19 protein-coding genes, 1 tRNA gene and 1 pseudogene are annotated in these 23,144 nt (G+C 70.3%); 13 read left to right on the plus strand and 8 right to left on the minus strand.

Features of this window, described 5'->3' with window-relative positions:
- Nucleotides 1-78 precede the first annotated feature (78 nt).
- The 6 genes and pseudogenes from NRF20_RS25000 (at nt 79) to NRF20_RS25025 (ending at nt 5,044) form a co-directional block, all read left to right on the plus strand.
- The gene (locus NRF20_RS25000; RefSeq protein ID WP_398628112.1) at nt 79-1,284 is read left to right on the plus strand and encodes a DNA polymerase III subunit delta'; all 1,206 of its coding nucleotides are present in this window, start codon (nt 79-81) and stop codon (nt 1,282-1,284) included.
- Between the two features lie 106 nt (nt 1,285-1,390).
- Nucleotides 1,391-2,905 (plus strand): alpha/beta hydrolase, encoded by a 1,515-nt coding sequence (locus tag NRF20_RS25005; RefSeq protein WP_413753298.1) that lies wholly within the window; start codon nt 1,391-1,393, stop codon nt 2,903-2,905.
- A gap of 119 nt (nt 2,906-3,024) precedes the next feature.
- Nucleotides 3,025-3,098, plus strand: a tRNA-Thr gene (locus tag NRF20_RS25010).
- 142 nt (nt 3,099-3,240) lie between these two features.
- Nucleotides 3,241-3,765, plus strand: coding sequence for a serine hydrolase domain-containing protein (locus tag NRF20_RS25015; RefSeq protein WP_413753299.1), 525 nt, complete (start codon nt 3,241-3,243; stop codon nt 3,763-3,765).
- A gap of 162 nt (nt 3,766-3,927) precedes the next feature.
- A pseudogene (locus tag NRF20_RS25020) lies at nt 3,928-4,572 on the plus strand (carbohydrate-binding protein); the annotation flags it as partial.
- A 235-nt stretch (nt 4,573-4,807) separates the two neighbouring features.
- The gene (locus NRF20_RS25025; RefSeq protein ID WP_413753300.1) at nt 4,808-5,044 is read left to right on the plus strand and encodes a hypothetical protein; all 237 of its coding nucleotides are present in this window, start codon (nt 4,808-4,810) and stop codon (nt 5,042-5,044) included.
- Between the two features lie 15 nt (nt 5,045-5,059).
- Here NRF20_RS25025 and NRF20_RS25030 read toward each other — a convergent pair whose 3' ends face one another.
- From NRF20_RS25030 to NRF20_RS25055, 6 genes are all read right to left on the minus strand, one after another.
- A complete protein-coding gene (locus tag NRF20_RS25030; protein WP_398628108.1) occupies nt 5,060-6,754 on the minus strand; it encodes a bifunctional 3'-5' exonuclease/DNA polymerase in 1,695 nt (564 codons plus the stop codon).
- Between the two features lie 182 nt (nt 6,755-6,936).
- Nucleotides 6,937-7,992: a type III polyketide synthase gene (locus NRF20_RS25035; RefSeq protein WP_398628107.1), complete on the minus strand. Its 1,056-nt coding sequence runs from the start codon at nt 7,990-7,992 to the stop codon at nt 6,937-6,939.
- A gap of 432 nt (nt 7,993-8,424) precedes the next feature.
- Nucleotides 8,425-9,630: a cytochrome P450 gene (locus NRF20_RS25040; RefSeq protein WP_398628106.1), complete on the minus strand. Its 1,206-nt coding sequence runs from the start codon at nt 9,628-9,630 to the stop codon at nt 8,425-8,427.
- 236 nt (nt 9,631-9,866) lie between these two features.
- Nucleotides 9,867-10,868 carry a DUF1259 domain-containing protein gene (locus tag NRF20_RS25045; RefSeq protein WP_398628105.1) on the minus strand — a complete coding sequence of 334 codons (1,002 nt, stop codon included), beginning with the start codon at nt 10,866-10,868 and terminating at the stop codon, nt 9,867-9,869.
- Nucleotides 10,869-10,960: 92 nt separating this feature from the next.
- Nucleotides 10,961-13,156 (minus strand): FtsX-like permease family protein, encoded by a 2,196-nt coding sequence (locus tag NRF20_RS25050; RefSeq protein WP_413753301.1) that lies wholly within the window; start codon nt 13,154-13,156, stop codon nt 10,961-10,963.
- A 28-nt stretch (nt 13,157-13,184) separates the two neighbouring features.
- Nucleotides 13,185-13,997, minus strand: coding sequence for an ABC transporter ATP-binding protein (locus NRF20_RS25055; RefSeq protein WP_398628103.1), 813 nt, complete (start codon nt 13,995-13,997; stop codon nt 13,185-13,187).
- 106 nt (nt 13,998-14,103) lie between these two features.
- Here NRF20_RS25055 and NRF20_RS25060 point away from each other — a divergent pair, with 106 nt between their 5' ends.
- A complete protein-coding gene (locus NRF20_RS25060; RefSeq protein WP_398628102.1) occupies nt 14,104-15,294 on the plus strand; it encodes a DUF2786 domain-containing protein in 1,191 nt (396 codons plus the stop codon).
- 66 nt (nt 15,295-15,360) lie between these two features.
- Entirely contained in the window at nt 15,361-17,514 is a 2,154-nt protein-coding gene (locus tag NRF20_RS25065; RefSeq protein WP_413753302.1) for an FUSC family protein, read from the plus strand.
- A gap of 21 nt (nt 17,515-17,535) precedes the next feature.
- Here NRF20_RS25065 and NRF20_RS25070 read toward each other — a convergent pair whose 3' ends face one another.
- Complete coding sequence (locus NRF20_RS25070) at nt 17,536-18,009, minus strand: hypothetical protein (RefSeq protein WP_398628100.1); 474 nt, start codon at nt 18,007-18,009, stop codon at nt 17,536-17,538.
- 252 nt (nt 18,010-18,261) lie between these two features.
- On the opposite strand from NRF20_RS25070, the gene NRF20_RS25075 reads away from it, so the two are divergent.
- Complete coding sequence (locus tag NRF20_RS25075) at nt 18,262-18,504, plus strand: DUF397 domain-containing protein (RefSeq protein WP_037690973.1); 243 nt, start codon at nt 18,262-18,264, stop codon at nt 18,502-18,504.
- 60 nt (nt 18,505-18,564) lie between these two features.
- Here NRF20_RS25075 and NRF20_RS25080 read toward each other — a convergent pair whose 3' ends face one another.
- Nucleotides 18,565-19,065, minus strand: a complete 501-nt coding sequence (locus NRF20_RS25080) for an ATP-binding protein (protein ID WP_398628099.1) — start codon at nt 19,063-19,065, stop codon at nt 18,565-18,567.
- Nucleotides 19,066-19,391: 326 nt separating this feature from the next.
- On the opposite strand from NRF20_RS25080, the gene NRF20_RS25085 reads away from it, so the two are divergent.
- The 4 genes from NRF20_RS25085 to NRF20_RS25100 all read left to right on the plus strand — a co-directional run bounded on the left by NRF20_RS25085 (nt 19,392) and on the right by NRF20_RS25100 (nt 23,089).
- Nucleotides 19,392-20,273 (plus strand): helix-turn-helix domain-containing protein, encoded by an 882-nt coding sequence (locus NRF20_RS25085; protein WP_266365470.1) that lies wholly within the window; start codon nt 19,392-19,394, stop codon nt 20,271-20,273.
- Nucleotides 20,274-20,327: 54 nt separating this feature from the next.
- Complete coding sequence (locus NRF20_RS25090) at nt 20,328-21,785, plus strand: aldehyde dehydrogenase family protein (protein WP_413753303.1); 1,458 nt, start codon at nt 20,328-20,330, stop codon at nt 21,783-21,785.
- A 92-nt stretch (nt 21,786-21,877) separates the two neighbouring features.
- Nucleotides 21,878-22,429, plus strand: coding sequence for a DinB family protein (locus NRF20_RS25095; protein WP_413753304.1), 552 nt, complete (start codon nt 21,878-21,880; stop codon nt 22,427-22,429).
- Nucleotides 22,430-22,447: 18 nt separating this feature from the next.
- Nucleotides 22,448-23,089 (plus strand): PadR family transcriptional regulator, encoded by a 642-nt coding sequence (locus NRF20_RS25100; protein WP_398628096.1) that lies wholly within the window; start codon nt 22,448-22,450, stop codon nt 23,087-23,089.
- Nucleotides 23,090-23,144 lie beyond the last annotated feature (55 nt).

Raw genomic sequence — 23,144 nt, forward strand, 5'->3', positions numbered from 1 at the left:
CAAGCAGTGACATCACAGCTGCGCGGCCGCATCGCAGGACAGCCGCGCGGCCGCACACCACCGGAAGGGCGGTGACCCATGACCGTATGGGACGACCTGGTCGGTCAGGACCGGGTGCAGGAGCAGCTCGGTGCCGCCGCCCGGGACGCCGATGCGCTGGTCACCGCCCACTCCGCGGGGGAGCCAGTGCCTCCGGGGTCGAAGATGACCCACGCCTGGCTGTTCACCGGCCCGCCGGGCTCAGGCTGTTCCACCGCCGCCCGGGCCTTCGCCGCCGCCCTCCAGTGCACCAGCCCCGACCGCGCCCTGGGCGGCGCACCGGGCTGCGGCTTCTGCGACGGCTGCCACACCAGCCTCATTGGCACGCACGCCGACGTAGAGGTGGTCCGTACCGATCTGCTCTCCATCGGTGTGAAGGAGACCCGCGAGCTGGTCCGCCGCGCCCAGCTCTCCCCGGCCGTCGGCCGCTGGCAGGTCATCGTTCTGGAGGACGCCGACCGGCTCACCGAAGGCGCGGGGAACGTTCTGCTGAAGGCCGTCGAGGAGCCCGCGCCGCGCACGGTGTGGCTGCTCTGCGCACCCTCCCTCGAAGATGTGCTGCCCACCATCCGTTCCCGCTGTCGTCACCTCACGCTGCGCACGCCCCCGGTCGACGCTGTCGCCGACGTCCTGATCCGGCGCGACGGCATCGATCCGGAGCGGGCCGCGTCCGCCGCCCGTGCCACCCAGGGCCACATCGGCAGGGCCCGCCGCCTCGCCACCGACGAGAGGGCCCGCTCCCGTCGCGCCGCCGTACTCAAGCTCCCGCTGCGGGTCGAGGACATCGGAGGCTGCCTCAAGGCCGCCCAGGAGCTGATCGACACCGCCACCGATGACGCCAAGCAGGTCTCGGAGGAGGTCGACGCCAAGGAGACGGAGGAGATGAAGGCCGCGCTCGGCGCTGCCGCCGGGGGGCGGATGCCGCGCGGCACGGCGGGGGTGATGAAGGAGCTGGAGGACAGACAGAAGCGCCGCAAGACCCGTACCCAGCGCGACAGCCTCGATCTCGCCCTCACCGATCTGACCGGCTTCTACCGCGACGTACTGGCCATCCAGCTGGGCTCGCGGATCGCCATCGCACATGCGGACGCACAGGACGCCCTCGACCGCATCGCCCGCTCCTCCACGCCCGAGCGAACCCTGCGCCGGATAGAGGCGGTGATCGCCTGCCGCCGTGCGCTGGACCGCAATGTGGCGCCGCTGCTCGCGGTGGAGGCGATGACGATGGCGCTGCGCGCGGGCTGACGCCACTCATCACCCATCGCCGCTGCTCATCACCGTTCATCACTGCTTTTTCACCCGTACGAGCAGACAAACGGGCGTCCCGTCACGCGACGACTACGCTCCGGGGATGGACACCAGGCGCCCGCTCCGCATCCTTGCCACCGCGCTCGGCACTGCCGGCCTCCTCATTTCCGGCTGCAGCAGTGGCAGTTCGACGAGCGCCCCATCGGTCCCCGCAGCGCTCGCGCCGCATTACGCGCAACAGCTGAACTGGCGGGACTGCGGCGTCGGGGGGTTCCAGTGCACGACGATGAAGGCGCCCCTGGACTACGCGAAGCCGGACGGCGGCGACATCGAGCTGGCCGTCTCCCGCGCGAAGGCCACCGGACCAGGCAAGCGGATCGGCTCCCTCCTGGTGAATCCGGGCGGCCCCGGCGGCTCGGCCGTCGGCTACCTCCAGAGTTACGCGGCCATCGGCTATCCCGCCCAGGTCCGGGCCCGTTACGACATGGTCGCCATCGACCCGCGCGGAGTGGCCCGCAGCGAGCCCGTCGAATGCCTCACCGGTCCGCAGATGGATGCCTACACCCAGGTCGACCAGACCCCGGACGACGCCACCGAGGTCAACAGGCTGAGCGAGGCCTACAAGGAGTTCGCAAGCGGCTGCGAGCGGCGCTCGGGCGAGATCCTTCCTCATGTCTCAACCGTCGAGACGGCCCGCGACATGGACATGTTGCGGGCCCTGCTCGGTGACGAGAAGCTGCACTACGTCGGGGCGTCGTACGGCACCTATCTAGGCGCGACGTATGCCGAGATCTTCCCCGCCCGGGTCGGCCGCCTGGTCCTGGACGGCGCGATGGACCCGTCGCTCCCCGCAGTCGACGCGAACCGCGACCAGACCGCGGGCTTCGAGACCGCGTTCAAGTCCTTCGCCGCCGACTGCGTGAAGAAGGCGGACTGCCCGCTCGGCACCACCTCCACCGCCGACGCGGCCACCCGCCTGAAGCAGCTCTTCGCCGGCCTCGACGCCAGGCCGATTCCCACCGGCGCCTCCCGCGAGCTCACCGAATCCCTCGCCACCACGGGAGTCATCGCCGCCATGTACGACGAGTCGGCCTGGCCACAGCTCCGCGACGCCCTCACCGGGGCCGAGAAGGGCGACGGCTCCGGCCTGCTCTCCCTGGCGGACAGCTATTACGAACGCGAGCCGAACGGCACGTACGCCAACCTGATGTTCGCCAACACCGCCGTGAACTGTCTGGATCTGCCGCCCGCCTTCGCCGACGCCAATGCCGCAGCCCAGGCACTCACCGGATTCGAGAAAGCATCCCCGGTCTTCGGTAGGACCTTCACCTGGGCCGCCCTGAACTGCGCCCACTGGCCGGTCCGGCCCACCGGTACCCCCCACCGCATCGAGGCGAAGGGTGCCGATCCGATCCTCGTGGTCGGCACCACCCGCGACCCGGCCACTCCGTACAAGTGGGCCGAGTCCCTGGCCGGTCAGCTCTCCTCCGGCACCCTCCTCACCTACCGCGGTGACGGCCACACGGCGTACGGCCGCGGCAGCGACTGCATCGACTCGGCGATCAACACCTACCTCCTGGACGGCACCCCGCCGACCAAGGGCAAGATGTGCTCCTGATCCCATCCGGCGCTCCGCTGACCTGCGAAAACGGGCCAAAGGCGGGCTGGTACGGAGCACCCCCGGAAACTGTGTAGACTTGGCGACGCTGCTGATCGCGCCATGGTGCGACAGGGCGTGCCGCCTTAGCTCAGTTGGCCAGAGCAACGCACTCGTAATGCGTAGGTCTCGGGTTCGAATCCCGAAGGCGGCTCCGAGAAACCCCAGGACTCACTCGCCGTGACCTGGGGTTTTTCTTATGCGCTTGCTCGACCGTTGCCGCAAGGGGCCTCCGGTTGACATGCGGCGACCCGGTGGGAGGGTGGAAGAGGCATCAAGTCCCGCCCGACGCCGATATGTCCGAGGCGGTCGGACGGCCACCGGGAGCATCGGCCGGCGGGCTGTTCAACTACTCGATGGATCCGGGCTTCTTCAAGGCGCTGACGAGCCATCCCCAACGGCCCTTCACCCCGGAGCAGTTGCTCGCGTACTCGTTCGGGCATCCCGTGCAGTTCCAGCCCGGTGAGAAGTTCGAGTACTCCAACACCAATGCAATCCTGCTGGGACTGGTGGTGGAGAAGGTGGGCGGTCGGCCGCTGGCGGAGTACATCGAGCGGAACGTCCTCGAACCGGCGGGAATGAACCACACGTTCCTGCCGCGGGGAACGGAGTTCCCGGCCCCGCACGCGCACGGCCATACCGACCAGACGGCGAGCGGCAGGACCGAGGACGCGGCGGACTGGAACCCTTCCTGGGCGTGGGCCGCCGGAGGCATGGTCTTCGACCAGTCCGAACCGAGCACCCTGTTCGGTGAGGCGATCACCCGCGTCGTGACCCCGCAGTACATCCATACGCTGCCGGCCCAGCCGGCGGGGCGGTGAACGGGTCGGTGGGCGGGTCGGCGGTCTGGGTGCTCAGTCCGTCAACTCGGTGATCAGTGACGTCGCTCGGCCGATGAGGGCCACCTCGTGCGGGCTCATCGTCGGGTTGGCCGCGCGGCGCGAGGCGGCTTCGGCGAGGTGGCGGTCGGGGATGCCGCCGGAGGCACCAGCGGCTACAACCAGCAGGCCCAGGGCTCCTTCCAGGGCTCCACCTTCCCCGACCGCGACTACTCCTGGGTCGCCACCAGCATCAACTGGACGCCACGTGCCCTGGTGAACGGGTACGGCAGCGGTGAGGTGACGGTCACCGGATCCACCGAGGCGCTGGAGGGATCGTCGGTCTGCCGCTCGGGCTCGACGACCGGCCGGCACTGCGGAACGGTCCAGCAGCGCAACACCGGCGTCACCTACCAGGAGGGCACCGTCTCCGGGGTCACCCGCACCAATGTGTGCGCCGAACCGGGCGACTCCGGCGGCTCGTTCATCTCCGGCAGCCAGGCGCAGGGCGTCACCTCCGGCGGCTCCGGCAACTGCTCCCAGGGCGGTACGACGTACTTCCAGCCGGTGAACCCGGCGCTCCAGGCGTACGGGCTCACCCTGGTCACCAGCGGCGCTCCGACGCACCCGCCCACTGACCCGAGGGACCCGCCGACCGACCCGCCCGGCTCCGCCTGGGCGGCCGGATCGCTGTACAACGCGGGAGACCGTGTCACGTACGGCGGGGTCACGTACCGCTGTCTGCAGGCGCACTCGGCCATCGTCGGCTGGGAACCGCCGAACGTGCCCGCGCTGTGGGAACGCGGGTAGATACGCAGCACGGCGCAGGCGTACCACCGCTGCGCGGGCGTGCCCCGGGGATTCCCTCGCGGGGCGCACGCCGTGCTCGGCCCGGGCCGGAGCATCTGCGGTCCGGGCCCTTGTGGGGCGCACGCGGTGGGGCCGCTGTCCGGGGGCGGGTGCCGGTCCGCGGAGTAGCCTGGATGTGTACGGCTCCCGGTGAGCCGCCTTTGTCGGCCTGCGCATCGAAGGGGGCCGGTACCGCATGGACACCCTGGTCACCGTCATGGTCGTCCTCGCGATGATCGCGATCGCAGCGTTCGTCATCCACCTGCTCAATGCCAGGCATCGGCATCAGCATCTGCGTCCCGCGCACTACGATCACGGGCTGGCCGGGTTCGACGACGGACCGGGCGCACGACCTGCCCCGGGGCCGGATATGGGTGAACAGCAGGGGAGCGGAGGGCCCGAGGGGCCGAGTACGCCCGGCTCCGGCGGGTGATCCGCAGGTGGCGGGCTACTTCGCGTCCGAGTAGCGCTCCACCACCGCCGTCGTGAACGGAAAACGCACCGGCGTATCGCCGAAGGCGGTCCGCCCGGCCAGGTCACCGGCCGCCCGGATCGCCTTCACGACCGCCTCTGCCTCCTCCTGTGGACAGTGCACAATCACCTCGTCATGCTGGAAGAAGACCAACTCGGCCCGGAGACCGGCGGAGCCGAGCGACTGGCGCAGGGCGGCCAGGAGCAGCAGTGCCCAGTCCGCCGCGCTGCCCTGCACCACGAAGTTTCGGGTGAAGCGGCCCCGGGCGCGGGCGTTCGACGATGCGTAACCAGGGGTGAATTCGCCCTCGGCGGAGGGTTGTTCCGTGCTCTCCTGCGGGATGCCGGCCTCGTCGTCCTCCTCGCTGCCGGCCGCGGGCGGACTGGTCCGGCCCAGCCACGTCCGTACGAGACGTCCTTCCTCGCCCGCTTTTGCCGCATCGTCGACGTAGGCCACGGCCAGCGGAAATCTTCGGCGCAGGGCTGCCAGGTTCTTCAGGCCGTCGCCCGAGGTCTGGCCGTAGATCGCCCCCAGCAGGGCGAGCTTGGCGTGGTCCCGGTCGCCGTGGAAGGCCCGGTCCGACAGCGACGTATAGAGATCGCCGTCATGGCCCGCCACCTCCATGAGACCGCGGTCGCGGGAGATCGCAGCCAGCACTCTGGGTTCCATCTGGTCGGCGTCCGCGACGACGAGGCGCCAGCCCTCGTCGGCGACGACCGCCTGCCGTATCACCTTGGGGATCTGCAGCGCTCCTCCGCCGTTGGTCGTCCAGCGGCCGCTGACCGTGCCGCCCGGCTGGTACTCGGGGCGGAAGCGGCCGTCGCGCACCCAGTCCTGGAGCCAGCTCCAGCCGTGCGCCGTCCAGATCCGGTACAGCTTCTTGTACTGGATGAGGGGTTCCACCGCCGGATGGTCCAGCTCCTCCAGCTCCCACCGCCGGGTGGACTTCACCTTGATGCCGGCCTGTGCGAACGCCTTCAGCACGTCGGCGGGGAGGTCGGGGCGGACCCGTCTGCCGAAGGCGGCCGACACCTCGTCGGCCAGCTCGGCCAGCCTGCGGGGCTCGCCGCCGCCCGCGTAACGCTCGCCGAGCAGTTCGTGGAGCACGTCCCGGTGCACGTCGGCACGCCAGGGGAGGCCTGACCGGTTCATCTCGGTGGCGACCAGCATGCCGGCCGATTCGGCGGCCGTCAGCAGGCGCATCCTGCCCGGGAGTGCGGTGGCGTCGTGGCGGCGGAGCTGGTCGGCGTACACCTGGAGCAGGTCGTCGAAGGGCAGGTCCGTTCCGGACTGCGGCTCGAAGAGGGAGGACTGCGAGCCGGGCTCGGCGGAGCGGGGCGGAGGATCGGGGGGTACGGGGGCGTTGCGCAGGCGGGCGTGGGCGGCGGCTGCGGAACGAGGTTCGCCGAGACGGCCCTCGTGGGCGAGGAGGAGGGACTCGGCGACCTCGATGTCGTAACAACGGGCCACGGGGACGCCGGCCGCGAGCAGGCGCGGGTAGATCTCGGCGGTGCACCGCCAGACCCAGCGTGTGACGTCCGGGCGGGAGCGGACCGCCTCCACGAGGTCGGGTTCGGCCAGGACCGGGGCGGTGGGCAGGCCGGTGGAGTCCAGCGGGGCGAGGAGGGCGCCGCCGGTCTCCGTGGTGGCCAGAGCCCAACGTTCGGTCATGTTGTCGAGTCTGGCACCCGGCACTGACAGGGGCGTGGGGCGCGGGGTGGGGTGGGCCGCTGCGTGGGGTCTCACCCCACCCCGCGCCCCTTCCTGAAACCGGGGGCTCTGCCCCGGCCCCCGGTCCTCGAACGCCGGACGGGCTGGAGGGGCCGGGGGCCAAGCGCCGGACGGGCCGAAACCTACTCGGAGCCCGTCGTCCAGGTGCCCAGGGAGATCTCGGCGGTGATGCCGGGGCCGAACCCCGCCATCAGGCCGCGGTGACCCTCAAGGGCCGAAGCCTCGTCGAACATGCGGCCAAGGGCGTCGAGCACCACCGCGCTGGCTATGTTGCCGTACTCGGTGAGCGTGGCGCGGCTGAAGCGGAACGCTTCCGGCGGCACGTCGAGGAAGCGGCTCAGGTCGTCCAGGATGCGCGGGCCGCCCGCGTGGATGATGTAGAAGTCCATCTTGCCGGCGTTCCACTGGTGCTCCTCCGCGACGGCGTTCAGGGCCGGGGCGAGGGGCTCCATGGTTCCTGGCACACGCTTGTCGAGCTGGAAGTGGAATCCGGTGGACCGGACCGCGTAGGAGATCCAGTCCTCGGTGTCCGGGATGATGTACGAGCCGTTGCGTTCCAGGCGGACTCCGGTGCCACCGCTGCCGCGGACCACGACGGCGGCTATGCCGTCGCCGAACAGGCCGTTGGACAGCAGGGATCCGACACCCAGATCGGTGGGCTGGTAGCACAGCGAGCAGAACTCGCAGGCGACGATCAGCACATTGGCGTCGGGGTAGGCCGTGCAGAAGTCGTGGGCCCGGTTGACGGCTGCGCCGCCCGCGGCGCAGCCGAGTTGGGCGATCGGCATCTGCCGTGTCTCCGGCCGGAAGCCCATCTTGCCGATGAGCCACGCGGTCGGCGGAGGCATCATGAAGCCGGTGCAGGAGACGTAGACGATCAAGTCGATCTGCCGCGGCTCCAGTTCGGCCTGATCGAGTGCCCGGCGTACCACCGCCGGCACCCTGGCCTTGGTCTGTTGCTCGTAGGTGATGCTGCGGGCGTCGAAGCCCGGGTGCTGCAGTACCTTCTCGATCGGTTGGATCAGGTGCCGTTTCTGCACCCCGGTATGTTCGATCAGACGAAGGACCAGGTCGATCTGCGGATGGTCGCCGTGCAACCGTTGGGCCAGCTCCAGGGTTTCCTCGTTGGTGATGACATACTCGGGAACCTCGATTGCCGGCTTGCAGAGAACCGCCATGGAACTCCTCCTAGCGGACTTTTGGTCCACACCGCCGGGCCCGGAACGGTTGCGGGGTGTTCGCCGACGCGGGAGTGGCCACCACGGCTCCGCACGCGCGGTGCCGCGCGAAACAGAGCTTTTGGTGGATTCCTGCGCCGGGGTCGGTACCCCTGATACGGGCGCGGACGGGCCGACCGTCGAAGACTGAAGTTCTAGCCGTTCGTGGGCGGATACTGATCCGCCACGGCTTGGGTGGGTGGCCGTCGGGATCACGCTACGGCAGGCGGATCGGGGCCGCATGTCGAGCCGACGCGCAGCGCGCAGCACGGCACAGCAAGGCGCCCGGCGCCCCGGGATTGTTCCGGGTTGCCGGGCGCCTTGGTGCGACGCATCATCAATGAGCGTCACTGTCCGTGCACAGAGGTCCGGTGCGTTGCCGGACCGTCCCTGTCACCAGCTGACAGGCAGCTCGAGGGGATAGCGCCAGATCGAGGTCTTGTTCCAGCGCACTGCCTCGGCCGGCGTCGCCAGCTTCAGAGCGGGGAAGCGCTCCAGCAGAGTTCCGATGGCGACCTGGAGCTCCGTCGCTGCGAGCGGGGCACCCAGACAGTGATGGCCGCCCCAGCCGAAGGTCATATGGGACGGACCCTCGCGCTCCAGATCCAGCTCGTCGGGCCGGTCGAACTTCCGGCCGTCGCGGTTGGCCGTCAGATAGGAGACATGCACGATGTCCCCCGCCCGGATCGCCACGCCGCTCAGTTCCACGTCCTCGGTGGCGACACGGGGGATGCCGACACCCTTGCGGAAGGGAATGAAGCGCAGCAGCTCCTCGATGGCCTGCGGGAGCATCTCGGGGCGGTCGCGCAGCATCGCGAGCTCGTCGGGCCTGGTGAGCAGCGTGTAGGCGATGTTCCCGATCTCGTACGTGGTGGTGTCCTGGCCCGTGATGAGCAGCACCATGGCCATCACGGTCAGTTCCTGCTCGTTGAGGATCTCGTCCCCATCGCGAGCCGTGGCCAGCGCGCTGATCAGGTCGTCGCCCGGGTTCTCGCGCCGCTGCGCCGTCAGCTTCTGGAAGTAGGCGCGGAGATCGGCCTTGGCCCGTACCGCGGCGTCCCGGTTCTCGACGGTCGTGTCCATCATCGTCCGGGCGTGGGCGCGCAGCTGTGCGCGGTCGGCCTCGGGAATGTCGAGGACCTCGCAGATGGTGGTCAGGGGCAGCGGGGCCGCCAGATGCTCGAAGAGATCGGCGGGGGCTCCGTGCTCCTCCATCCGGTCCAGCAGCTCGTCCACGACATGCTGGGTACGCACCTTCATGCGCTCCATGTGACGAGGCGCGAAGCCCTTGGAGATCAGGCTGCGCAGGCGGCTGCTGCCCGGCGGGTCCATCACGTTGATCGCTTCGTCCTGAACGATCGGCTCAGGGGTCATGCGCGGGAAGTTCCGGCCGATGATGGCGCTCCGGCTGAAGCGCCGGTCGGTGGTCACCGTGCGCACGTCGTCGTAGCCGGTGACGAGCCATGCCTCGCCGTCGCCGTGCGGCAGCCGGATGCGGGAGACGGGTTCTTCGGTCATCAAGTGCCTGAGCACCGGGTCGAATTCGAGGGCCTCGGCATAGTCGAACGGGCAGTGCCGTGCGCCGGCGACTGGTTCCATACGGAGCTCCAGAGGGGGGATCTGACGGGTGGTTCGAGGAATCTGCGGGCTGGACGGGACATGGGTGCCCGGTCACCCGCACAGGCACGCGCCACTCCGGGCCGATTGGTCCATATGCAGAACGGATTCGACAGACCTGGTCGCTGGACCGGCGCAATCGGTCCAGCGACCCTGTTCGGCCGGTGCGACCCGACGAACTCGGCGAATTCAGGCGCGTTCGGCGTGAACGGCCGGTCTCAGAGGGACGGTACGACGTTGGTGGCCTCCACCGCGGGGCGCAGCGCCCGGGCGAGCTCGACGGCGTCGCCCACGGCCCAGAAGTGGGTGAAGAACAGGCGGGGGTCCTCCGCCAGGTGGTGGTTGTGCAGCTCGACGAGCTTGATCCCTCCGCGCCGCAGGGCCTTCAGCGTGTTCTGGACCTCGCCGGCGAGCATGGCGCAGTCGCCCGAGAGCGCGGCCCGGCCGCCGCCCAGCGGCTGGAAGGTGAACGCGCTGGTCGATCCCAGGCCGGGGGGAAGGATCAGATGGCCGTCCGCGATGGTCTCGCGGCGGAGGAAGACGCACTTGTAGACCTCGCCGTCGCTGACGCCCTTGGCGCCCAGCGCCGCCTCGATTCCGGCGATGTCCAGGTCGATCGGGGTCCGCGGGCCCGGCGGCAGGGCGGGCGGGGTCCCGGTGCGGTCGAATCCCGCGCGCAGGCCGCGGGCCAGGGCCACCGCGTCGTGACCGTGCGCGTGGACATGGGTCCACCAGATGTCGGGGGTCTGGGAGAGCAGGTGCTTGTGGAGCGCGGTCTGCTCGATTCCGTGCGCCTGCCAGGCATCGGTCACCCGTTGCAGCTCGTTCTCGGTGACCACCACGTCGCCCATCAGCATCGTGCTGCCGTCGGCGTAACGGACGAAGGCCACATGAGTGCCCAGCGCGAGCCCCGGTGTGACGACGACGCCGTCGGAGACCACCAGAAGATCCCGCCGGGGAAAGGCCGTGTGGTAGGTCGTTCCGCGCAGCATGTCGCCGGTGCGGCCCAGTGCTTTCGCCACGCCCGCCCAGTCCGCCAGGCCGGTCGGCACCGGCTTGACCCGCCTGCCGTGCCCCGGCCCGGGCATCCCGGTGGGCAGCGCGCGAGCGGCGGCAGGCCCTGCCGCGGTCAGCATCGGCGCGAGTGCGGCCGCGGCCAGTACGCGTCGCCGCGACGTGATCGCCCGTGTATTCGTGTCCTGCTGTCGGTCTCCGGTCATCACTTGATCGCCTCCATGGCGAGATGAAATCACGGGAAACCTGGATATAAGGGTGAAAGCGGATGCATCGTCAATGGGTGGGGCTGGATGGACTAAGCGCGCTCTCCGGCCTGGTCCCGTACGGCCCATCCGGACCTTCGGTGCACCGGCATCGAGCGGCACCGCACCGCTCTCGGCAACAGCGCTGCTCCGACCGCGACCACCGCGCACACCCCGGCCGCCCCGGCCGTCAGCGGCCACTGCACCGACATCGCCACCGGTGCGGACAACGAGGCCAGCGCGGCGGCGAGGCCCGCCAGGCCGACTGCGGTCACAGCCAGTCCGAGCAGCGCCCCGAGCCCGACCGCGAACAGGGTCTCCCCGGCCACCACCGCGAGGACCCTCGGCCGGGTGGCCCCGGCCAGCCGGAGCGCGTTCAGCTCCGAGGACCGTACGGATCCCGCCATCAGCATCGTGTTGGCGAGGGCGATCGCCGTGTACACCAGCGCGATCCCCAGGATCACGACCAGGCCGAGCCGGGTCTGCGGACTCGTGCGCGGGTGTGTCGCGGCCAGCCACTGCTCCGTCGACCGCACCTCGCCGCCGGTGCCGCGCAACTGTGCTGCGACGGCGGCCCGGTCCGCGCCCGGCGAGAGGCGTACGTCGATCCGGTCCACCGGAGCCGCCGGCGCGTTCGCCTGCGTGACATAGGCCCCGTTGTTCCCCGTCCCGCGCGCCAGCACCGCCGCGATCCGCAGCGCGACCGGCCGTCCGTCGCCGAGCCACACCCGTACCGTCGAGCCCACCGTGTGCTGTTCCCACTCCTCGTTCACCACGATCGAGCGGTCGTCCAGATCCCGGATGTCGCCCGCCACCACCGGCAGCCGCTCCACCGTCGCGAGGGCCTTCGCGTCGTCCACCGCCCGTGCCTCGGAAGTGATGAGAGCGGTGCCGTCCTCGCGTACGTAGACGGCTGTCGAGGCGGACGCGGACAGCGTTGCGCCACGCACCGGCCGTACCTTCAACTCCTTGCCCGTCACGACCAGATCGGCCCGTGTGTGCTCGCGCGCCTCGGCCGCCTTCGCCGCCGTCACCGTCATCGCGGAGCCGGCCACCGAACCCGCCAGCGCCACGGTGATCAGCACCGGAGCGGCCACCGCCGCCGTACGCCGCAGCGACGCCGACGTGTTCGCGCTCACGAGCATTCCGGTCGCCCCGGGCAGCCGGATCAGCCGGGCCAACGGGCGTACCAGCAGCGGTGCGAGCAGGGCAGTGCCCGTGATCAGGACCATCGGCTGAGTGGTGTACGTCTTCCGCTTCAGCAGCGCGGACGGGTCCGTGGCGAGGGACTTCGCCATGAGGAACGCGGCTCCCGCGAGCAGGGCGAAGCCCAGCAGACGACGGGCCGGCGGCAGCACGCCCGTATCGACATCGGCCTCGCGCAGTGCCTCGGCCGGGCCGGTTCTGCCTGCCCGCCGCGAGGCCACCCAGACCCCCGCGAACGCCACGGCCAGGCCGGTCCAGAAGGCGGCGTGCAGCGGCCAGGCGACCGGGCGGATGGTGAACCAGGGCGGCGCCATCCCTTCGTCGGCCAGCAGTCCGGCCGACAGCGGCGCGGCCCAGCGGCCCAGCGCGCACCCGGCAGCCGAGGCGAGCGTGCCGACCACGGCCGCCTCCGTCAGCAGCAGCCGCCGCAGCTGGCCCGGCGTGGCGCCGGCCGTACGCAGCAGCCCGAACTCGCGCCGGCGCAGCGCCACCGCGAAGGCGAACGTCGATGCGACGACGAAGACCGAGACGAAGGCGGTGACGCCGCCCGCCGTGCCGAACAGGGCGTTCACGGTCAGCAGCCCCTCGGCGTCCCGCTCCGCGGCCGGGTCGGCGCGGCGGCGGCCGTCGCCGGTGAGGACCAGGGCGCGGTCGCCGACGACGCGGCGCACCTCGGCGACGGGCGCGTCCACGCCTACGGCGTCCGGCCCGCGGTGCGCTCCGTTTCCGTCGTCCCGTGTCACCTGGCCGAGCGCCCGGAGGTCGCGCAGGAGTGCGATATCCACAGGGTGTGGATGAGCGAGCCTGCGGCTCACCTCCGTTGTGGACGGCCCGCGCCGCACCTCCACGGTCAAGGTGTCGTCACCCATCACCACCACCGGCGATCCGGCGAACCGCTGCGGCGCCCGGTCCGGGGTGTCGAAGGTCGAGGCGAGGCCGAGGCCCATGACCGCGATCAACCCCACGCCCAGCGCGAGTGCGACGAAGGTGCCGATGAGCGTGGTCCAGCGGGTACGCAGGGTGGCCAGGGCGACGGTCAGCACGACGCCACCCCCGTGTGGCCCGCGACGGTCAGCACGACGCCACCCCCGCACGGCCCGCGGCACCTGCTGCGGCGGCCGTCGTGCGGCGTGCCGCGGTACGTCCCGCCGCCATCCAGGCCGAGATCCGCTCGGCCGGCAGTCCGGTCAGATCGTCCGCCACCCGCCCGTCGACCAGGAAGACCACCCGGTCCGCATATGCCGCGGCCATCGGGTCATGGGTGACCATCACGATCGTCTGCCCCTCCCGGTCCACCAGTTCCCGCAGCATCACCATCACCTCCTGGCTCGTCGCGGTGTCCAGTGCACCGGTCGGCTCGTCGCCGAAGAGCACCGCGGGCCGGGTGATCAGGGCCCGTGCCAGGGCCACCCGCTGCTGCTGCCCGCCGGACATTTCGGCCGGCCGGTGCCCCGCCCGGTCGGCGAGACCGACCCGGGCCAGGGATTCACGCACCTCGGTACGGGACGGGCGGCGGCCCGCGAGCCGCAGCGGCAGCGCGACATTCTGCGCGGCGGTCAGCGAAGGGACCAGGTTGAACGACTGGAAGACGAAGCCGATCCGGTCCCGGCGCAGCAGTGTCAGCCGGCGCTCGCTCAGGCCGGTCAGCTCCACCCCGCCCACCTCGACGGTGCCGGACGTCGGCCGGTCCAGCCCGGCCGCACAGTGCAGCAGCGTGGACTTGCCGGAGCCGGACGGGCCCATGACGGCGGTGAAGGTGCCGGGACGGACGGTGAGGTCGATGCCGTCGAGGGCGTCGACCTCCCCATAGGTACGGCGTACGGAGCGGAGCCGTACGGCATCGGTGGCACTCGCGGATGCGGCGCATGCATGCGGGGAAGTCATGTCCTCGATCGAACCGTTTCCGCGCTCCGCGATCACGACCACCAGAGCCCGTCCTCGGGGTAGGGCCAGGCATACCCGGCCGCACCGCCCTGCCTACCCTGGCCTCATGGAACCGGTGATCGACCAGGCATTCGCGGCAGCCCTCTACTCCGAGGGCGACGCCGGGCTCGACACCGGAGCCTCTCTCCTGGCCGCCGATCCGACGGCCGACGCGGAACTGTTCCGGCGCGGCGAGGAGTTCGTCCGCCGTGCCTGGGAGCGCGGCTGGCAGCCCGCCGATGTCGTACGCGTCGTCCGCCGCGAACTCGACGAGACCGCGGTCGGCCTCGCCGCCGGGCTGATCGCATCGGAGACCGGACGGTACGAGCAGTTGCCGCCCCGCTGGCGGTCCCAGCTCGACGGGCTCCCCGCCGCGCCGCCCCGGAACCGGCCCGACCGATTCTCCTACGCCTCCGCGCTCCTCGGCCTGTACCGGCTGCTGCTCAGGCTCCCCGCCATCGAACCGGTCGGTCCGCCGCCCGGCGCTTCCCCGTACGGGCTCCACCTGCCGCGCGCGCACGACGAACCCCGGATGCTGACCCGGATCCGTGCCCTGCTCGCCAAGGCGGAGGCGACCGGCTTCCCCGAGGAGGCGGAGGCCCTCACCACCAAGGCGCAGGAGCTGATGGCCAGGCACTCCATCGACGAGGCCCTGCTCGCCGCCCGCACCCACAGCAAGGAGGCGCCGGGAGCGTGCCGGATCGGGGTCGATGCCCCGTACGAGACGGCGAAGGCGATCCTGCTCGACGCGGTCGCCTCCGCGAACCGCTGCCGTGCGGTGTGGAACAGCGACCTCGGCTTCTCCACGGTGGTCGGCTTCGAGCCGGACCTGGAAGCCGTGGAGCTGCTGCACACCTCCCTGCTGGTCCAGGGCGCGGTGGCGATGACGAGGGCGGAGGCGGGTCAGCGGGCCGGCGGACGCAAGCGGACCAAGACGTTCCGGCAGTCCTTCCTGATGGCGTACGCCCAGCGCCTGGGCAGCCGGCTCGCCGCAGACACCGCCCGCGTCACAGCGGCCGCCGAAGCCGGGACCGAATCCGAAGCCGCAGGGGCGGCAGTACCCCACCTGCTCCCGGTCCTTGCCGCCCGCGACATGGCTGTCACGGACACCGCCGAGCGGATGTTCCCCGAGACCACGACCACGCGCGTCCGGGGCGCCACGGACCTCGACGGATGGACCCATGGAACGGCCGCCGCGGACCGGGCGAGGATGGGCGGGACCGGGCCGGAGATCCACGGCAGACATGGAAACCGGTAGAAACCTCAGATGCCTTATGAATTACGGCAACTCAGGCTTATCGGTGATTCCGGCTAGGCTCTGCGCATGGGCTGGCTCCGGGCGCTGAAGGAGACCGCCCGCTCGGGGCTGACGATCGAGCGGCGGCGTCTCGAACCGCTCATCGCGATCCGCGGCGCGGCCGGCCTCGCCCTCGTCATCGGGGTCGGCCTCGCGCTCTTCGGGCCGGTGGTCGCCGCGAGTTCCGCGTTCGGTGCGTTCCAGGCGGCCATCGCCACGTTCCAGCGCAGTTGGCGCCCCCGTCCAGTCCTCGCCCTGGTCTCCGGGGCGAGCCTCGCCGTATCGACATTCCTCGGCTATCTCGCCGGCCCCCGAATGCCGCTGTTCCTGGCCCTGCTGGTGCTCTGGACGTTCCTCGCGGGCCTGGCCTGGGCGGCGGGACCGACAGGCGGCCTCATCGCGTCGTCCAACGTGGCGATCATGCTGGTGACGGTCACCCTGCCCACCTCCGTCGCGAACTCGGCCGTACATGCCGTGATGATCCTTTTCGGCGGTGTGGTGCAGGCGGCGCTGATCGTCCTGTTCCCGGTACGGAGATGGGGCGCCCAGCGCGATGCCCTCGCCGACGCCCTGGCCGCCGAGGCCGACTACGCCCGCCGGCTGCGCCACGATCCGCTCGCCGCCTTCGACCCGGTGCCGCTGATGACGGCCCGCAGCGCAGCCGCGGTCACCCCGCGTCAGGCCCGCCACCGGCCGCCCGAGCTGCGTGGCTCCCGCGGTGTCGCCGAACGGATCAGACCGGTGCTCGCCTCGCTCGCGGACCCGGCGATGGGCGTCCCGTCCGAGGGGCCGGAGCGGGACCGGGTCCGCGAGCTCCTCGCCGCCGCCGGATCCGTGCTCGACTCGGCGGCCCGGGCGATCCGGGGCGGCGACCCGGTGAAGCTCTCCCCGTCCGCCGTCGCCGCGCTGAAGACCCCCGACACCGGCACTCTCCTCACCGGCCCGTCCCGCCGTGCCGCCGCCCGGCTCGGCGCGCTGCTCTCCGATGTCATCGAGACGGCCGAGGGCGAGGGGACGAAGGAGGAACGGGCCGAGGCCGAGGAGGCCGCCGAGGCCATCAGGGCCACCGGGGACGGGATCCCCGCCGCTGCGCACCGCCGCCGCCCCACTCTCCTGCGGCTGCTCCCCGTCGTCGTCAGGGCGGTGCGGGCCGAACTGCGGCCCGGTTCACCGATCCTGCGGCACGCCGTGCGGGTCTCCGTCGTCGTCGCCGTCGGCTATCTCATCGGTGCCGCGCTGCCGTTCGGTCACGGCTACTGGGCACCCATGGCGGCCGTCATGGTGATGCGGCCGGAGTTCTCCCAGACGTACGGGCGTTCCGTGGCCCGCTTCGGCGGCACGATCGTCGGCGTCTCGCTCGCCACCGCGATCGGCCAGGCCACCGATCCCGGTGTGACCTGGTCCGCGATGCTCTCCGTGTTCTGCGCCCTGCTGATGTATCTGCTGATGCGCACCGGGTACGTGGTCGGCCAGGCGTGCGTCTCCGCGTACGTCGTCTTTCTGCTCGGCATGGCGGGCGACAACTGGTCGCAGACCGTACACGAACGGGTCGTCCTCACCCTCGTCGGCGGCCTCCTCGCGATGATCTCGTACGCCGCCTACCCGGCGTGGGAGACCCCGAGGCTTCGCGGCAGGCTCGGCGACTGGCTGGAGGCGGACGGGCGGTACGCGGCCGCGGTCGTCGACCAGTACGCCGAACCGGCCGAGCGTGGCCAGGACGACGTCCGTTCCGCCCTGCTCGACACCCGCGAGGCCCGCGTCGCCTGGCAGGAGGCGCTTGCCACCGCCCAGCACGAACCGGTGCGCAACCGCGGCCTCTCCCGCGCCGTCGCCGAGGACACCCAGCACACCCTCGCCCAGCTCGGCAGGGTCGCGATGCTGCTGGAGGCCCACCTCCCGTGCGGCAGCGCCACCCCCGTACCGGCCGCCGCGCGCCTGGCGCAAGCGCTGCGCCGGGCCACCGAACAGGGCGCGAAGGAGCTGCGGGAGCGGCGCGTACCGGACTGGGCGGAGGTGCGCGAGGCGCTGGCGCAGTGGGACGCGCAGCAGCGGACGGGCGAAGGGGAGGCGGACCCGTTCGTACGGAACGGGGCCGGCCTCCTCCTCGAAGCCCTGGAGGAGTTCTCCCGGGGACTGGACGGGACGCCGAAGTCGAACCCTCCGTCGGGCCAAGCCGATTGAGGGGGGCGGAGCGGCGGGCCGTCAGGGGGTCGGCAGGTCCGGCAGACCCGACGGGATCGCACCCGGTTCGGTCTTGGCCAGGGTGTCCTTCGTCCCGCCGTCCCAGGACACGACGACGGTCTTGCCGTCGTTGGACTCGATGGTCCCCATGGTGCGGTCGGTGTCGCCGTCGGCGCACTTCAGCGCCAGCATCACCTTGCCCACGTCCTTCACGGTGCCCGTGCAGGCACGCTGCTCGGTGACAAGCACGGCCTTCCCGGACGCGACGGACAGGACCACGGCCTTGCCGTCGGTCTTCCCGGCCCAGCCGCCCTCCAGCGCCGCGGCGTCGGCCCCCAAGTCGCTGCCGCTGTCGCCGGGAGCCCGACTGGACTTCGCGGCGCCGGAGCTGCTGTCCGGGTCACTCTTCTTGCCGTCGCTGCTGCAGCCGGTCAGTGCCGCGGCGGTGACGAGTCCGGCGATGATCACGGCGCCGGTATGTACGACTTTGTGCATGCGAAATTCCCCCTTGTTGACAAAAGACCGCGCCAAGCTACCAGCGCGTGCCGTCGGGATGGGCTGCTCAACTCGGGGTGGACGGAGCCAAACAGGCGCCCCGTGCGTCTATCTCTGTGTCCAAGGCTGTAATCGCGGGAACACCCCGCGTGCACGTGCATCCGCTCATGCATCTGCTCATGCAGGGATAATTGAACAGAGCTATGATCCGAGACAGTTGACACTTGCACCTTGCAACTCGGGGAGCGTCCTGTGCACCACGTGTACAACGGCATGGCGGCCACAGAGCTTCGCGGAGTCGTCTGGCAGAAGAGCAGACACAGCAACTCCCAGGGATCCTGCGTGGAGTTCGCGAAACTGCCCGACGGAGATGTGGCGATGCGGAATTCACGCCACCCCGACGGGCCGGCTCTGGTCTATACGCCGGCCGAGATAGAGGCGCTGCTGCTCGGGGTGAAGGACGGGGAGTTCGACCACCTCATAGCGGGCGGCTGACCGCGTCCCGCGGGGCGGTGTCCGGCCACCCGTCGGCAGTCCGCGCGGCCGCCGCGCGGGTCACACGTCGTCGGACAGCCGGAACAGTGCCCAGACCACCTTGCCGTGCGGTGTCGCCGCGGTGTTCGGGTTGTCCGCTCCCGGGGCGGGGGAGGGGTGCCAGCCCCAGGAGTCGCTGAAGGACTCCACCAGGAAGAGGCCGCGACCCGACTCCGCCGAGTCGGGAGCCTCGGAGGCTACGGGGCTCTCCTGACTGGGGTCGCGCACGGCGCACACCAGGCGCGAGCTCCAGCGCATCAAGTGCAGCCGCACGGGAGGTTCCTGAGGCTCCGGTGCGGTGTCCGCAGGAAGGGCGTGCCGCAGAGCGTTGGTCACGAGTTCGGAGACGACCAGTGCGACGTCGTCGAAGCGCTCGCCCAGCCCCCAGCCGTTCAGCGTCGTCCTGGTGAACTGCCGTGCTCCGCCCACGGATTCGTAGCGGGCGGGCAGGGTGCAGGTGGCCGATCCGGAGACGGCTGAGGGATCGATGGGGGGAAGCCCCTGCCGTAACGGCTCGAGCATCGTCGATCCATTCGTCCCCATGCGAGGCACTCCCGGGATTCGCGGCTGTATCGGTACTGCGGGGTACAGCGGCACAACACGAACGAGCACGCAGGTGCGCGAGGACCATGGTTCCGAATGCGCAGGGCAGATGCAAGGGCAGATGCACGTGCACGCGCCTGACCTGTCCGAACCCGTGCCGGTTCTTGGTCATTTCTTCCTGCGTGTATTTTCGTAGCTTTCTGGGAGCCTTCTCATTTCCGTAATCGAACGAGTACGGGCTGAAGCGTTTTGATGGCAGAATCCGGCACTTGGGGTTCAGGGGGAGCCCCGGTGTCCAGGAAGCGATGGGGAGGGCCGGACCAGTGGCGGCAGGCGAGTCGAGTGGATCTGTGGTGCGGCGCATCCTGCTGGGCTCGCAGCTCAGGCGGCTGCGCGACTCGCGCGGGATCACCCGCGAGGCGGCCGGCTACTCCATCCGGGCTTCCGAATCGAAGATCAGCCGCATGGAGTTGGGACGGGTGAGCTTCAAGGCCAGGGATGTCGAGGACCTGCTCACGCTCTACGGTGTCACGGACGAGGCGGAGCGCGACGCCCTGCTCGGCCTGGCCCGCGAGGCCAATGTGGCGGGTTGGTGGCACAGTTACGGAGATGTGCTGCCCGGGTGGTTCCAGACGTACATCGGTCTGGAAGGAGCGGCATCGCTCATCCGGGTGTACGAAGTCCAGTTCGTTCATGGCCTGTTGCAGACCGAGTCCTATGCGCACGCGGTCGTCAGCCGGGGCATGGGCGACGCCCCGGCCGTCGAGATCGACCGCCGGGTCGCGCTGCGGCTGGAGCGCCAGAAGGCCCTCGTCTCCGAACGTGCACCCCGTTTCCATGCCGTGCTGGACGAGGCGGCGCTGCGCCGGCCGTACGGCGACCGTGAAGTGATGCGCGGACAACTGCGGCATCTGATCGAAATGTCGGAACAGCCCAACATCACTCTTCAAGTGATGCCCTTCAGTTTTGGCGGGCATGCGGGGGAGGGTGGTTCTTTTACGATGCTCCGATTCCCGGAATCCGATCTGTCGGACATTGTCTATTTGGAGCAGTTGACAAGTGCGCTCTATCTGGACAAGGCCGAGGAAGTCGCTCAGTACGAAAAGGCCATGGTGCGACTGCACGAGGACAGCCCCGGTCCCGAGGAGAGCCGCGATCTGCTCCGTGGTCTGCTCCAACTCATCTGATTCATCAGTACGATGACGGTTCGACGGGAGTCTGCACCTGAGTTAAGGGATCGCATGTCCTTCTTCTACGAGCTGGCCGACCAATACATCGACGGTGAGTGGCGGACCGGCACCGGCTCGTGGGACATCATCGATTTCAATCCCTACAACGGGGAGAAACTCGCCGCGATCACCATCGCGACCGCGCAGGAGGTCGACCTGGCCTACCGCGCCGCCGAGCGCGCCCAGCGGTCCTGGGCCACCACCGGCCCGTACGAGCGCCGCAGCGTCCTGGAACGCGCCCTGCGCATCACCGAGGAGCTGCACGACGACATCGTCGAGGCGATCGTCGACGAGCTGGGCGGCACCCGTCTCAAGGCGGAGCACGAGGTGTGCGTCGCCGAGGAGTTCCTGCGCGACGCGATCCAGCAGGCGCTGCGCCCCCTGGGCCGCATCCTGCCCTCCCCGGTGGACGGCAAGGAGAACCGTCTCTTCCGGCAGCCCGTCGGCGTCATAGGGGTGATCAGCCCCTTCAACTTCCCCTTCCTGGTGACGATGAAGTCCGTCGCACCGGCCCTCGCGCTCGGCAACGCGGTCGTCATCAAGCCCAACCAGAATGCCCCGGTCGTCGGCGGCGGGCTGATTGCCAAGATCTTCGAGGATGCCGGGCTGCCCGCCGGACTTCTCAACATCCTGATCACCGATGTCGCCGAGATAGGGGACGCGTTCATCGAGCACCCCGTGCCCAAGGTGATCTCCTTCGCGGGCACGGACCGGGTCGGCCGCCACGTCGGCGCGATCGCGGCCGGACACTTCAAGCGGACGATCCTCGAACTCAGCGGCAACAGCGCCCTGGTGGTGCTGGAAGACGCCGACGTCGACTACGCGGTCGACGCGGCCGTCTTCAGCCGCTTCGTGTACCAGGGGCAGGTCTGCATGGCCGCCAACCGCATCCTGGTGGACCGCCGCGTCGAGCGGGAGTTCACCGAGAAGTTCACCGCCAGGGTGGCCGCGCTGCGGACCGGTGACCCGCGCGACCCGGAGACCCAGATCGGCCCGGTCATCAACACCTTCCAGGCCGACGCCCTGACCTCTCTGGTCGACCAGGCACTGGCCGAGGGGGCCACCGCGCTCGTACGGGGCCGGACCCGCGGCAACCTCGTCGAACCGACCGTGCTCACCGGGCTCCCCGAGGACTCCCCGCTGCTGTCCCAGGAGATATTCGGCCCGGTGGCGCTGCTGGTGACGTTCGACGGCGAGGACGATGCCGTACGGATCGCCAACGACACCCCGTACGGACTCAGCGGCGCTGTGCACACCCGCAGCACCGAACGAGGGGTGCGGTTCGCGCAGCGCGTCGTCAGCGGGATGTTCCACGTCAACGACTCCACCGTCCAGGACGATCCGCTGGTGGCCTTCGGGGGCGAGAAGTCCTCCGGGATCGGCCGGCTGAACGGGGAGGCGACCGTGAACGCCTTCACCACCCAGAAGTGGATGTCCATTCAGCACGGCCGGACTGCATTCCCCTTCTGACACCGATGGGTTGAGGACAGGAGCTGACCGCAAGGGTCCGTAGCCTGGTCGGTGTCAGGAAGAAACCGGCACGGTTCCCCAAGGCGGACATCATGGTCACTCACGTTCCCGCAGAAGCCTCCGGCGACGAGCGCGGCGCGCTCCTCTCCTTCGTCGAGGCGCAGCGCGGCGCGATCCGGCGCTCGCTCATCGGTCTGACCGAGGAGCAGGCGGCGAGCCGGCCCAGCGCCAGTGAGCTCTCCCTCTCCGGGCTGCTCAAGCACGTCGCCGAGACCGAGCTGAACTGGCTGCGTCTCGCTCAGCAGCGCCCCAACGAGAAGGTCCGTACCGAGGAGACCTGGGCGGACAGTTTCCGTCTCGTCGGGGACGAGACCGTCCCGCAGATGCTGGAGTTCTGGGCGAAGGTCGCGGCGGAGACCGAGGAGTTCATCCACTCGGTGGAGAGCATGAACGACACGTTCCCGCTGCCCGAGGCGCCCTGGTTCCCGAAGGATCAGAACTGCTCGATGCGCTGGCTGCTGGTCCATCTCGTCGAGGAGATCGCCCGGCACGCCGGGCACGCCGACATCATCCGGGAGTCCTTGGACGGCCGAACCGCGTTCGAGTTGGTCGCCGAGGCGGGGGGCTACTCTAATCAAAGTTGAATAGAAAGGGTGCGTGACATGTCCGCGATCCGGCTGCTGGTCCTCTGCGCCGTGCGTCAGCACGGCCGGGCGCATGGCTATCAGGTCCGTAACGACCTGGAGTACTGGGGCGCTCACGAGTGGTCCAACGCCAAACCCGGGTCGGTGTACCACGCACTGAAGCAGATGGCGAAGCAGGGGCTGCTGGTCGCCCATGAGATCGCCCCGAGTACGGCGGGCGGCCCGCCCCGTACCGAGTACGAGATCACCGAGCGGGGCAACGAGGAGTACCTCACTCTGCTGCGCGCGGCGCTGACCTCGTACGACCAGAAGCTGGATGTGCTGTCGGCGGGCCTCGGCGGCATCGTCGACCTGGAGCGGTCCGAGGCGGTCGCGCTGCTCAAGGAGCGGGTGGCCGGTCTCGCGGCCTGGCGGGCCTCGGTCACCGAGTACTACACGCCGGAGGCCGGGCCCGAGTCGATCGGTCACATCGGCGAAATCATGAACATGTGGGTCCACTCGGCGGATGCCGGGGCCGAGTGGACGCGCGGGCTGATCGCCCGCATCGAGGGCGGGGCGTACACCTTCGCGGGGGAGGGTGAACCCTTCGTCGGCGTGCTTGCCGAGGGGCAGGAGAACCCGTACGCGACGGGTGCCCACGATCCCGGCGACGACGAGTAATCAAGTTTGACGAATGGGGTCGGTGCGGTTACTTTCGACCCTGCTAGTCAAGTTT

It is taken from the genome of Streptomyces sp. R-74717 (genome assembly GCF_047305335.1).
In the GTDB taxonomy this organism is placed as follows: Bacteria; Actinomycetota; Actinomycetes; order Streptomycetales; family Streptomycetaceae; genus Streptomyces; species Streptomyces atratus.